Annotated in this window: 9 protein-coding genes; 6 read left to right on the top strand and 3 right to left on the bottom strand. The window is 63.9% G+C overall.

The window, feature by feature from the left end; genetic code table 11:
- Window positions 1-492 (top strand): calcium-binding protein (locus APY03_RS23795; protein ID WP_332307394.1); only part of this gene is annotated, 492 nt, incomplete at its 5' end.
- Here the strand turns inward: APY03_RS23795 and APY03_RS41740 are convergent.
- Genes APY03_RS41740 through APY03_RS41735 form a run of 3 tightly spaced genes read right to left on the bottom strand, consistent with a single transcriptional unit; the run spans window position 470 to window position 2879 of the window.
- Window positions 470-1441, bottom strand: a complete 972-nt coding sequence (locus tag APY03_RS41740) for a hypothetical protein (protein WP_146039367.1) — start codon at window positions 1439-1441, stop codon at window positions 470-472. The two genes, APY03_RS23795 and APY03_RS41740, sit on opposite strands and share 23 nt — an antisense overlap.
- Before the next feature lies 1 nt (window position 1442).
- Window positions 1443-2069 (bottom strand): hypothetical protein, encoded by a 627-nt coding sequence (locus APY03_RS23780; RefSeq protein ID WP_146039366.1) that lies wholly within the window; start codon window positions 2067-2069, stop codon window positions 1443-1445.
- Window positions 2070-2096: 27 nt separating this feature from the next.
- Entirely contained in the window at window positions 2097-2879 is a 783-nt protein-coding gene (locus tag APY03_RS41735; protein WP_146041330.1) for a hypothetical protein, read from the bottom strand.
- Between the two features lie 1806 nt (window positions 2880-4685).
- Here APY03_RS41735 and APY03_RS23765 point away from each other — a divergent pair.
- The 5 genes from APY03_RS23765 to APY03_RS23745 are packed head-to-tail and all read left to right on the top strand — an operon-like array spanning window position 4686 to window position 12411.
- A complete protein-coding gene (locus APY03_RS23765; protein WP_068680852.1) occupies window positions 4686-7214 on the top strand; it encodes a hypothetical protein in 2529 nt (842 codons plus the stop codon).
- Between the two features lie 6 nt (window positions 7215-7220).
- Window positions 7221-9083: a GMC family oxidoreductase gene (locus APY03_RS23760; RefSeq protein WP_068680699.1), complete on the top strand. Its 1863-nt coding sequence runs from the start codon at window positions 7221-7223 to the stop codon at window positions 9081-9083.
- Between the two features lie 59 nt (window positions 9084-9142).
- The gene (locus APY03_RS23755; protein WP_068680697.1) at window positions 9143-9574 is read left to right on the top strand and encodes a hypothetical protein; all 432 of its coding nucleotides are present in this window, start codon (window positions 9143-9145) and stop codon (window positions 9572-9574) included.
- 25 nt (window positions 9575-9599) lie between these two features.
- Entirely contained in the window at window positions 9600-10898 is a 1299-nt protein-coding gene (locus APY03_RS23750; RefSeq protein WP_068680695.1) for a hypothetical protein, read from the top strand.
- Window positions 10899-10932: 34 nt separating this feature from the next.
- Window positions 10933-12411 carry a Dyp-type peroxidase gene (locus tag APY03_RS23745; RefSeq protein ID WP_068680693.1) on the top strand — a complete coding sequence of 493 codons (1479 nt, stop codon included), beginning with the start codon at window positions 10933-10935 and terminating at the stop codon, window positions 12409-12411.
- Window positions 12412-12545 lie beyond the last annotated feature (134 nt).

The following is a 12545-nucleotide window of genomic DNA, read 5'->3' as shown; positions in this document are numbered from 1 at the left end:
CTCGACGCCCTGGGCATCAGCCGCATCGGCGTCGTGGGCACGCTCCATGGCGAGAACGGCAACGACACCTTGGATGGTGGCACAGGCAACGACGCACTCGACGGGGGTGCCGGCAACGACACGTACGTCTTCGGCCATGGCTCGGGGCAGGACACCGTCTCCGACTACGACACCACGCCGGGCAACACGGACGCGGTGGCCTTCGCCAGCAACCTGACCGCCGACCAGCTCTGGTTCCGCCGCATGGGCAACAACCTCGAGGTGAGCATTCTCGGCACCGACGACAAGCTCACCGTGAACAACTGGTACTCCGGCAGTGCCCACCACGTCGAGCAGTTCAGGACTTCCGACAGCAAGGTCCTGCTGGACAGCCAGGTCGATGTGCTGGTCGCCGCCATGGCCGGCTTTGCGCCGCCTGCACCTGGCCAGACCTCTCTGCCTCCGGACTACCAGGCGGCATTGAACCCGGTCATCGCCGCGAACTGGAAGTAAGCGTCCCGCCATGGCAGATGAGCGCGTTCTTGCCGTCGGACTTGAGGGTGTCGATGCCGAAGAGCTCGCGGCCGGAGTCGATGGTGCCGTTGGCGTCGAGGTCGCGAACGAGGATGCCATCATCAGAGCCGATCCAGCCGGTGCCGGTGCGGATGGTGTCGGCGTTGTGGTCGAAGAGGATGGAGCCGTCGGCGCGCTTGAGTTCGAGGCCGTCGCCGTCGAGGTCGAGCATCAGGGGGTCGATGGGTTGGCGCCAATCGCGGGCCGAATCAAACAGTGAGCGCACAGCATCCCGAAATGCTCCATATGCACCATCTCCCAATGCGCTACCGACAATTGCCGCGACTCCCGCAACGGCAGCGACAGCGATAGCCGGCAAGCCGACAGCAACGGCAAGAGCTGCTCCCAGGATTCCGAGACCAGCAGAGAGCGCAACCCCCATACATGCGCCGCCAAACTTGTCGCTGTTACCTGTACTTGACCAGTCCAGCAGGCCTTCGACCATTTGCGCCCCATCAAAAGCAGGGCCAAGGGCGCGTCCAAAACCCCCGCCGAGTGCCTTCTCGGCGGCTTCCGCACCGGCCCTAGCCTCACGTGCAACTTCATCGAGAGCGGTCTTCTTGTCGACCAGAGAGTCGAGAAGCTTGTTGGCCCTGTCGTAATAGCGCTCGGCGTACTTGTCATAAACCCGTGCCGCACCATCATGTCCCGACGCGCGGGCAGCATCTGCCCAACTCCTTGCATTCTCCGCCGCACCTCTAAAGCTAGCGCCCAATTCCGCAGCTGCGAGTTCGAATTTGCGAGTTTCCGCCAGTACGTGCGCACCGCCTTCCAGTGCGACTCGCTCTGCAAATCGGCCTGCTGCTTCAGACCAGCCGCTAGCAAGCTGCCCTGACATTTGCTTAACAGCGGCTGCGTACTCTGACAACGAGATATTTTGATCTGCCATATTAGCTTTCTTTGATCTTTTCAATGACTAATGCGAAGGGAAACCACAGAAACGCCAAAAGCATTCCAATTAAAAGCGAAATAACGACCAACAGAATGCTCCCGAAACTCAAAAGTCCAAAAGATGTATTCAGCATCAAGTTAACTATGTACTGGCCTGCAAGTCTTGGGTTGTTGGAAATGTCGAACGGAGCCGCATAAAACATGAACAACATGAACGCAATGAAGGGAATGCCCCCCAGATAAATAATGAGAAACGCTCGAAAGCCACCTCCCAGTCTAGATAGTCCAAGTCGGAGCCGTTTTAATGCACTCTGGCGCCAAATGAGGGCCAGCACAGCAAATGGCAACAGCAGGGCCGAGATTCCAAAGTACGTGCCAGCCAAATCTCCGAGGGCGGTTGCTTGTGCAAATTGATCACCGACTGACGGTACATGTTTTCCGGTCCAGCGCGCGAGCGCGATAACGTGATGACCAAAGAATATGCACGCAAAAAACAACGCCACCGTAACGAACCAGCAAATCACAATAGTTCTGGTAAGGCGCCTGTTGGCTTCTTTGATATAGAAATTAGAATCTTTCATTGGAATTTCTTGCGTATAGCGGTTGAGCTCCACCAAGTCGATCAAGGCATCACGCTTGTTGGCGGCCTTGCGTTATCGGCCCTGCATCCGGAGCAGCGCCTTGGCTTGCTCCGTCAGGGGCACGGCCGTGGTGAACTCGCGATAGAAGGGGTTCGACTCGAGGTCGATCGCGCCGACGGTGCGGTTCACCTGCACGCCATCGACCTCGCGGGTGAAGCTGGCGCTCTGGGCGATAAGGTTGCCATTGACGGTGGTGCCTGCCTGGGTGCCTCCGGTGCCGTTGGTGAGGCTGCCCACGACGCCGATGCGGCTGATGCCCAGGGCGTCGAGGCTGGAGAGTTCGCCTGCGTCAGCGATGCCGTCCTGGTCGAGGTCGCGCCAGACCTGCAGGGAGCCCCAGTCGCCGTCGAGGTCGAGCATCAGGGGGTCGATGGGTTGGCGCCAATTGCGGGATTGCAGAAAAAGATCGTGTGTGTCCCGACAAATGGAAGGGACGAGATATGTCAAAGGTAGAGCTTCTTGGATGGCCTCTTGAATCGCAGCGCGACCCGCATCCGTCAAATCCAATAGCTTTTTTCTACTGGCATCAAGCAGTACCTTATCGTCATCGGATGCGTAGTCACCCGGTTTCGGCACCCAGCGACTACCATCCCATTCGGCCCGCTGCCATTTGCCATCCTGCTGGTACTGGAACCCGCCAATGTGCTCTGGCGTGAATGGTACGCCCGGCGCATTCGCGTCGTCGATATGAGAAAGATAGGCCAAACCACTTGGAAGCAATGGTGCAGCAAACCCTAACAAGCTACCGGCTCCATTCACAGGAGCTGTGATCAACATTTTTTCCCAGAAAGTCATTGCCATATTGCTTCTTTTAGCCAAAGAAAATTAAAACCAAAACAAGTAGGGTAATCAAGAAAACAAATATCTTCTCAATCAAAATAAATGAAATTTCACTGGGTTTTTTCCCAGTCAATCTAAGCATAAGGTAAATAACAATCAAGACTACCAAGCCCGCAGCATAGGCAAGAAAGTTGGAGTACATATGTGTTTGTTTATTCTGGACATCAGAGGATCACCAGGACAATCACCCTGCAACATCTTGCGGAAAATTCTTTCGAGCTGGATCCCAAAGAGAGTTTGAGCTGCATTATCTGCAATGAATATTGCTTCTTTCGCAGTTGAACCCATCTTTGCTCACTTAAAAATCATAAGCAATATTGCTCTCGCAAACTTCCTCGGAAAGCGACAAAATAAAATCCACTTGCAGACGAGCGTCAAGTTCATCCTCGAATTGCATGATCCTCTGGGGCGGAGCATGGGGGCAGGCCACAATATGAATTTTTTTTGGCCTTTGACGAGCAACAGCTTCAACAACAGGAGTAGCAAGATTGGAACTTATATTTTCGGCTTCGTATATATAACCTGGAACTAACGTGGATGCGCACCGTTTCATCTGGGTTTTGGCAGCCAACCACAAACAGCAACGAGAGCGGCAACAACGTTGCACGGGCGAGAAAAGATGCAATTTTCCGCTTTATTCATATGGTGGTGTGTGTGGTGCCCGCGGTCATGGTCATGCCGTTGGCGCCGGTGCTGTGGAAGCGCTCGCCGTTGAAACTCCACCGAGAACAGGAGCGGCACCGTTCGCCCCGTCGCGCGAGATTCTCAGAAGCTCACTGCCGCCAACACCCTTGCCTAATGCGGCAGCATCTGCCAAAACAATCCCGCCGCGAGTGATATGCACAACGTAACTCATTTTTTACTTCTTAGAAAACATGAAAAAAGCAGAACTGACATCAAAAGCCAGTAATTCCATATGCCGTTGCTTCCAAAATAATCCCAAATCAATGCAAAAAAGCCGCCCCACCGACTTCCAGATGGTCGAGAGGTCATCGGATCGAAGAAATTCAGCACAGCCATGATTAGGAAACAAATTGAAAGCCCTAGGTATCCGTTCTCTTGTTAATGTTTGAATAATTTGTCTTAAGCATTTGTTCGCCGCTTTCAGAAAATTTTGCCGCCCGGTGGAAGGCTTCGCCTGGCAATTTTTGGGCCGGTAAGGTTCGCGCGGCGACCGCTTGTGATTTCGTCAAAGAGTCGCCGCACCCGCACGCCAGCCCGGCACCTTAATGGCTCGCGACTTCGAATTCAATGTAAATAATACCAAACGCTTTTCGTCAGAATTGATCAGATTTGGAAGAACAACGCGGCTCAAAAATGTGGTAAGCCGCAATGATGCAATGCAACGGGTATTGCAATTAGCAAATGTGTCCCGGTGGCCAGAATTTCGGGATCGATGGCCCAGTTCACCATTGGTCCACCACCGAAAGCGCTCTGCCAACGCACCTGCCCGCACTTGGTCCACATGGCGCGCGAGATGACGCGCGCCGGTCGCATCGCCTGGCGTGGTGTGCGCCTGCGTGCGCCGCTACCTGCAGCGCACACGGCAACGACAAGCCGCGCTGGTGCATCACGCGGCCCGACGTTTTCTCGATCCGCAACCCGCAGCCCGACAGCAGGGGAAGGTTCAAACGATGTGCAAGCCCCGCCTACGACCTTCGCGTTAGCGCGCATGGCCGATAGGCAGCCGTACCCCCCACACCCACACTGCGCCTCGTGATCCCCCGTTCACCGACACAGTCGGACGCAGGAGGAATGGCCATGATCCCAAGACGCTGCTCTGCGGCGAAGCGAGTGCTGTTGCCGGCGGCAGTCATCCTGTGCATCGTGGCCTGCAGCAAAGGCCCGAAGCCTGGCGAAGTGCTCGACGAGGCCAGGCAGGCCGGCCGCGACGGCCCCTCCTTCCCGCACGCCGCCGAGGACTACTTCCGCGACATGGACGGCGGCATCGCGCTCACGCCCGAAGAGGTCAAGGGCCGCAACATGTGGCTGGTGTGGAGCGGCGGCAACGACCGTTTCTGGACGCAGATGACGGACTACACGTTCGGCGCCTTCGACCTGCTGAAAGTGGTGAGCACGCATCCGACGCTCGGCTATTCGCGCGCCAACCGCTGGAGCTATTTCGGCCTGGTGAACGAACCCTGCTTCGAGGCCGCGACTGCTCCCGACAAGTCCCGCCGCGGCCTCTGGCTCGATGTGCGCAGCAAGGACTGCGGCCCCGACCCCTTCGAGAACGAAAGCAAGTACCCGGGCGTCAAGATCGGATCGCGCGGCCAGCCGCTGGGCGACGGAACGACGCAACCGGTGGGCTCCTTCTACGGCTGGGGCACGGGCATCGCGGGACTTCGGCTCTTTCCGAATCCGGCTTTCGATGCCAAGGCGGCAAAGGAATGGGACGCGGAGAAGTACTACACCGACCCCAACTACTACAACCGCAAGGACCTGGTGCGGCCGTACCGCGTGGGCATGTCCTGCGGCTTCTGCCACATCGGCCCCAGCCCGGTGAAGCCGCCGGCCGACCCCAACAGCCCGAAGTTCGAGAACTTGAGCTCGTCGGTGGGGGCGCAGTACATGTGGGTGGACCGGCTCTTCATCTACAACGCCAACAAGCCCGAAGGCCGCACCAACTACATGTTCCAGCTGGCCCACACGTACCGGCCGGGCAGCATGGACACCTCGCTCGTTTCCACCGACAGCATCAACAACCCGCGCACGATGAATGCGGTGTACGACTTCGGCGCCCGGTTGGAAATGGCCAAGCTCATCGGGCAGGAAAAACTCGCCGGCGGCGAGTTGCACAACAAGCAGTTCAACGACTTCGTGACCAGCGGGCCGCTGCTGGACTTCTTCTCCAAACCCGACGCGGTGCGCACGCCGCACGTGCTGAAGGACGGCGCGGACTCGGTGGGCCTTCTGGGCGCGCTCAACCGTGTCTATCTCAACATCGGCCTCTTCAGCGAAGAATGGCTGCTGCACTTCAACCCGGTGGTGGGCGGCAAGACGATCACGCCGATCCCGATCGCGACAGCGCAGAAGAACTCCAGCTACTGGCAGGCGACGGAGGCCGGCACGCCCGACACGGCGCTGTTCTTTCTCAAGGCGGCGCAGCCCGACCGGCTCAAGGACGCACCCGGCGGCGCAGAGCACCTGCAGGCCGGGGCGGGGCTGCTCGAGCGCGGCAAGACGGCTTTTGCCGACACCTGCGCGCGCTGTCATTCCAGCAAGGCGCCGACGCCGCCGCCCGCACTGGAGCTCACGGCCGCGAAGTGCGCGGGCGCCGGCTATCTCGACTGCTTCAAGCGCTACTGGAAGTGGACCCAGGGCGACGAGTACAAGGCCGAGATGCGCAAGATCGTGCAGGCGCCGGATTTCCTCCAGGGCAATTACCTTTCGAGCGACGCGCGCATCCCGGCGACGCTGCTGCGCACCAACATCTGCAGCCCGCTCGCGACCAATGCGCTGGCCGGCAACATCTGGAACGACTTCTCGTCGCAGACCTACAAGCAACTGCCCTCGGTAGGAACGGTGACGCTGCGCGACCCCTTCAGCGGCGAGCAGCGGCCCTATGCGATGCCGGCCGGCGGGCGCGGCTACACGCGCGTGCCTTCGCTGATCAGCGTCTGGTCGACGGCGCCGCTGCTGCTCAACAACACGGTCGGGCCTTTCGACATCGATCCGTCGGTCAATGCCCGCCTGCGCAGCTTCGAGGCCTCGATCGAGCAGATGCTGTGGCCCGAGCGGCGCGAGCGCGACCCGGAGCTGGGCGACAAGGTCGAGGGCCTCATTGATCGCACCACCGAGCGCAGCACGGTGACCGTGCCCACCGGCTTCGTGCCCGAGGCGCTTCGGCCGTTGCAAGGCACGCTGCATCGCTGGGCGCCGTGGCTGGCGGAGAAGGACGGCGACATCGTGCTCGGCCCCATCCCCAAGGGCACGCCGGTGGCGCTGCTGGCCAACCTCAAGCTGCGTGCGGAAGGCGACAGCCTGCACGAGAAGGCGACCCACGTGCACGACGTGGGCGAGCTGCTGATCGAGCTCAGGCGCGCGCTGAAGAGCGCCCCCGCCGGCGCCAGCGACGAGCAGCTGCGCGAGCATTTCTCGAAGCTGCGCGAGCCGATGATGCAGTTGAGCAAGTGCCCGGACTTCGTGGTCAATCGCGGCCATTACTTCGGCACTGCGCAGTTCAACCGGCAGGACGGATTGAGCGAGGACGAGAAGGCCTTCGGCCGCGAGCCCGAGCTGGGCGACGAGGACAAGCGCGCACTGATCGCTTTCCTCAAGACCTTCTGAGACCCGATGGCCGAACCCGAATGGGACTACGTGATCGTCGGCTCCGGTCCCGGCGGCGGGACGCTGGCCGCGCGCCTGGCGGAGTCGGGCATGCGGGTCTTCCTGATCGAGGCAGGCGGCGACCCGCGGGCCTCGGCGCCGCGCCTGCCTGAAGACTACGACGTGCCTGCCTTCCACGCCTTCGCCTGCGAGAACCCGGCCATCAGCTGGAACTTCCGCGTGCGCCACTATGCCGACGAGGCGCGCCAGGCCCGCGACTGGAAATACGAGGCAGGGCAGGGCGTGCTCTACCCGCGCGCGGCTGCGCTGGGCGGATGCAGCGCGCACAATGCGATGATCTTCATGCTGCCGCACGCGTCGGACTGGAACCACATCGCGCGGCTGACCGGCGACCGCTCGTGGCGCGCCTCGCGCATGCGCCGCTATGCCCAGCGCATCGAGAACTGCGGGCACCGGCCGCTGTGGCGGGCGTTGCGCCATGTGGGGCTCGATCCGACCGGACACGGCTGGGGCGGCTGGCTGCGCACGGAGAAGGCCATCCCGCTCTCGGTGCTTGGCGACGACGGCCTGATGCGCGTGCTGCGCGACTCCGCCGGCGTCTTCGCCGGCAGCCTGCCCACGCCGGTGCGCAGCACGTTGCGCTGGTTGCGCGGCGGGCTGGGCGACCCCAATACGAGGCGCCTGTGGCCCGGCAGCTTCGAGGGCCTGTGCTATACGCCGCTGTCCACGTCGGCGCATCGGCGCGCGGGCATCCGCGAACGGCTGCTCGAGGTGGCGAAGAAGCATCCGGGCCAACTGCACATCGAGCTCGACGCGCTGGCAGCGCGCGTGCTCTTCGACGAGGCCGGCGCGGCCTGCGGCGTGGAGTACCTCAAGGGTGCGCACCTGTACCGTGCCCATGCGGCGCCGAGCACGGCCGAGGGCCAGCGGCGCGAGGCGCGGGCGCGGCGCGAGGTGATCCTCTGCGGCGGCGCCTTCAACACGCCGCAGCTGCTGATGCTCTCGGGCATCGGGCCGGAGGAGGAACTGCGCCGGCATCGCATCGCGCTGCGCGCGGCGCTGCCCGGCGTCGGCTGCAACCTGCAGGACCGCTACGAGATCGCCGTCACGCACCGCATGCGCCGCTCGTGGGAGGTGCTGGAGGGCGCGCGCTTCGACCGCGACGACACGTTGTGGCGGCGCTGGAACGAAGGGCGCCTCGGCATGTACGCCTCCAACGGCGCGGCGCTGGGGGTGGTGCAGCGCTCGAGCTCTGCGGCGCAGCCGGGCGCGGAGCCCGATCTCTTCTGCATGGCGCTGCTGGGGCGCTTCGAGGGCTACTTCCCGGGCTTCTCGACGCTGATACGTGAGCAGCCCGACCAGCTGACCTGGGCTGTGCTGAAGGGCCACACGCGCAATCGCGCCGGCACCGTGCGCCTGCGCTCGGCCGACCCGCGCGACATGCCGCTGGTGGACTTCCACTACTTCGACCAGGCCGACGATCCCGGCGCCGAGGACCTGAACGCGGTGGTGCAGGCGATCCGCCTGGTGCGCCGGATGACGGCGCCGCTGGTGGCCAAGGGCTGGATCGCCGAGGAAGTTGCGCCCGGCCCGGCCGTGCAGAGCGACGAGGCCCTGGCCGACTATGTGCGCGACACCGCCTGGGGCCATCACGCCTCCTGCTCCTGCGCCATCGGCCCGCGGGAGCAGGGCGGGGTGCTCGACGGCAGCTTCGCGGTGCACGGCGTGCCGCGGCTGCGCGTGGTCGACGCGTCGATATTCCCGCGCATTCCAGGTTTCTTCGTCGCTTCGGCGGTCTACATGGCCGCGGAGAAGGCGGCGGATGCAGTGCTGCGCACGGCCGCGCGCACACCACTTTCGGCAAATTGACGGCCCCCGACCCTGGCCGGACACTCGGACGACGGGGTCTTCACTCGAGGAGATGGCGCATGGCCTACGACGTACAGCAACTGCTCGACATGACCCAGCAGCAGCTCGACGAGCTCTTCACTGCCAGCCCGGCGGGCGACATCCCCTCCGGCGAGGCCGAGGGCACCGCGATCATCGCGCCCGGCACCCGCTACACCGAGTCCATCGCGAAGATGGTCAACTTCTTCGGCTGGCAGGGGAAGGTCTTCGACCCCGCCAACGGCGTGCTCAAGAACAAGGTCAGCCCCTTCGGCATCCAGGCCATCGTGGCCAAGGTGTACAAGGGCGACAGCTGGCTGGACCAGAAGGAGTGCATCGTGCTCGACTACTCCAAGACCTCGGTGGTGGCCCACTGGATCCGCGACGAGATCCGGCTGATCTCGCTCGGCTTCTACCTGGGCAAGGTGTACTGGGGCAAGGAGCGGCTCATCGACTTCTGCCTCAAGTTCTAGTGCGCTGCCGACACGACCTCATGCAGTGACTCCGCAATCGCACTTCGTGGTGGTCGCCGCCATCGCCCCCGGACGCGAAGCAGGGCTGCGCAAGCTGCTGGCCACCATGACTCTTGCGCCGGGCACGGCCGACCCGGCCAATGCGGTGCTGCCTTTCGGCGCCTTCGAGCGATTGCACTTCGCGCGCTTCGCGATCCTGGGTGACGCGACGATGGCGGACTTCGAGGTCTTCGGCCTGCCGCGGCCCAAGCTGCCGACCTACCTGCTCTTCATGGGCGACTGCGACGGCCCGGCCGAAGCGCAGCTTGCCGAGATGGTGCAGCAGGCGGGCGAGGGCCTGCGCCGCGTCTTCTCGCACTGCCGCGGCCTCGATCTGCGTGATGACCTGCTCGAATGGCTGATCGAGCATGACCGGCCGGTGGCCGCACCGTACGTCAACCGCATCGGCCGCACCGTCCGGCAGATCCGCGAAGAGAGCGCGCTGCAGCGCGTGCTGGCGGCGCGGGTGCCGCGCGGCGTACGCGACGCGGCGGTCGACCCACAGACACTGCGGCGCGACCTCCTGAACTTCGTGCGCGCCCAGCAGGCGGCAGGCCGGCTGCTGTTGACCCCGCCGGCGCCGACACCGCTGGGCTGGCGGGTGCGCAACATGCTGCATGCGATCGGCCTGCCGTTGGCTGCGTTGCTGTTGTCGCCGCTGCTGCTGATCGCGCTGCCGTTCTTTCTCGTGCTGCTGCGCCGGCACGAAGGCGGCGACCCTGAATACTGCCCGCGACCGCGCGCGGCGGCGGTGGGCGAGATGCAGGAGCTGGAGGACCACGGCCCGAGCAACAGCTTCACCGCGCTGGGGGCGGTCAAGCCGGGCAGGTTCCGGTGCGTGCTGGTGCAGGTGCTGCTGCTCGCGATCGCCTGGGCCTGCCGCCACGTCTTCGGGCGCGGCCACCTGGGGCGCGTGCGCACCATCCACTTCGCGCACTGGGTCTTCATCGACAACAAGATCCGCGTGCTGTTCGCCAGCAACTACGACGGCAGCCACGAGGCCTACATGGACGACTTCATCAACAAGGTCGCGTGGGGCCTCAACCTGGTTTTCAGCAACGGCTTCGGCTGGCCCCGCACCGCCTGGCTCATCCACCAGGGCGCACGCCGCGAGCTGCCCTTCAAGTACTACCAGCGCGGCCACCAGCTGCCGACCGAGGTCTGGTACAAGGCCTACCCCGGCCTCACGCTGAGCGACCTGGAGCGCAACCGGCGCATCCGCGAAGGCTTCGAGCAAGTGGGCATGAGCGATGCGGAAGCGCTCGCGTGGCTGAGGTTGCTATGAACCGCACGGCCGCGCCCAAGGCGAAGGTGCTCCGGTGAGCAAGACGACGCAGGTCGACTTCGATGACATCCAGGGCCTGGTGCGCTATGGCTACAAGCACCTGACGCAGGCCTGCTTCCTGCTGCTGCGCATCCGCAATGCCGAGGCCGCGCGTGCCTGGCTTGCGAGTGCGCCGGTCACGCCGGCCGTCGAGCGGAATCCGCCGCCGAGCACTGCGCTGCAGATCGCCCTCAGCGCCCCCGGCCTGCACAAGCTGGGCGTGGCGCGCGACATCGTCGAAGGCTTCTCGGCGGAATTCCTCGCCGGCATGAGCAGCGATGCCAGCCGGGCGCGGCGGCTCGGCGACCTGGGAGCGAACGATCCCGCCGGCTGGCAGTGGGGCGGCGCGCCGCACGACGTGCCGCATGTGCTGCTGATGCTCTATGCGGTGCCGGGCCAGCTCGACGCCTGGCTCGCGAACGTGCGTGGCGAGTGCGCCGCCGGCTTCGAGGAGACTGATTGCCTCTTCACCGCCCGGCTGCGCGAGACCGAGCCCTTCGGCTTTGTCGACGGCATCTCGCAGCCGAGCGTCGACTGGGAGCGCAGGCGTCCGGCCCGCGACCAGGAGCAGTTCGGCTTCACCAACCGGTCCTGCCTCGGCGAGTATCTGCTGGGCTATCCCAACGAGTACGGCGCGTACACCGATCGTCCCTTGCTGGAGCCGCAACGCGACCCCGGCACGATGATGCTGCCCCGTGCCGAGGAGGCGCCGGGGATGGCGGACCTGGGTCGAAACGGCAGCTACCTGGTGATGCGCCAGCTGCGCCAGGACGTGGGGGGCTTCTGGCAGTTCCTCGATCGCCAGGCCGGCGGCGACCCGGTCCTGCGCCGGCGGCTGGCGGAGGCGATGGTCGGCCGCAAGATGGATGGCAGCGAGGCGCTCGTGGGGCCCGGCCGGGAGCAGATCGACGGCATCGACGACGATGCCCAGCGGCGCAACGGCTTCACCTACCGCAGCGATCCTGACGGCCTTCGCTGTCCCCTTGGTGCGCACATCCGCCGCGCCAACCCTCGCAATGCCGATCTGCCGCAGGGCTGGGCGAATCCGGTCTCGCGCCTGTGGCGGCGGCTGGGCTTTGGCGCTGACCCGCTGCGCCCCGACCTGGTCGCCTCGACCCGCTTCCATCGCCTGCTGCGCCGCGGCCGCGAGTACGGCGGCGGGCCGGGCGAGGAGACGGGGCTGCACTTCATCTGCCTGGGCGCCAACATCGCGCGCCAGTTCGAGTTCGTCCAGAACGCATGGCTGGCGGGGACGCGCTTCGATGGTCTCTCGGGCGAGTCCGATCCGCTGCTGGGGCATCGGCTGCCGGACGCCGACGGCAGCCTGACGGACAGCTTCTCGATGCCGGTGGGTACGGGGCCGGATCGACGGCTCTCGGGGCTGCCGCAGTTTGTGACGGTGCAGGGTGGGGGGTACTTCTTCATGCCCGGTATTCGCGCGTTGCGTTACCTGTCGAAGGTGGGGTCGTCATGAGCGCCCGGCGGGCGGCTGAAGGTGCTTCGGCTGTGCTCCCTCTCCCTTTGAGAGAGGGTTGGGGTGAGGGCGCTCTACTGCCTGATTCGGACGTTGCTGTTGTGTTGAGGCTGGGGCCGGGATTTCGCCCCGGC

The sequence above is a fragment of the Variovorax sp. WDL1 genome (assembly GCF_001541225.1).
GTDB lineage: Bacteria > Pseudomonadota > Gammaproteobacteria > Burkholderiales > Burkholderiaceae_C > Variovorax.
The sequence above is the reverse complement of the archived record's forward strand: the minus strand, read 5'-3'. Positions and strand labels throughout refer to the sequence as shown.

Bases quoted from the DNA above. Each gene is read 5' to 3' on its own strand.
- APY03_RS41740 (WP_146039367.1), bottom strand. From the start codon at position 1,441: ATGGCAGATCAAAATATCTCGTTGTCAGAGTACGCAGCCGCTGTTAAG.
- APY03_RS41735 (WP_146041330.1), bottom strand. From the start codon at position 2,879: ATGACTTTCTGGGAAAAAATGTTGATCACAGCTCCTGTGAATGGAGCC.
- APY03_RS23765 (WP_068680852.1), top strand. From the start codon at position 4,686: ATGATCCCAAGACGCTGCTCTGCGGCGAAGCGAGTGCTGTTGCCGGCG.
- APY03_RS23760 (WP_068680699.1), top strand. From the start codon at position 7,221: ATGGCCGAACCCGAATGGGACTACGTGATCGTCGGCTCCGGTCCCGGC.
- APY03_RS23755 (WP_068680697.1), top strand. From the start codon at position 9,143: ATGGCCTACGACGTACAGCAACTGCTCGACATGACCCAGCAGCAGCTC.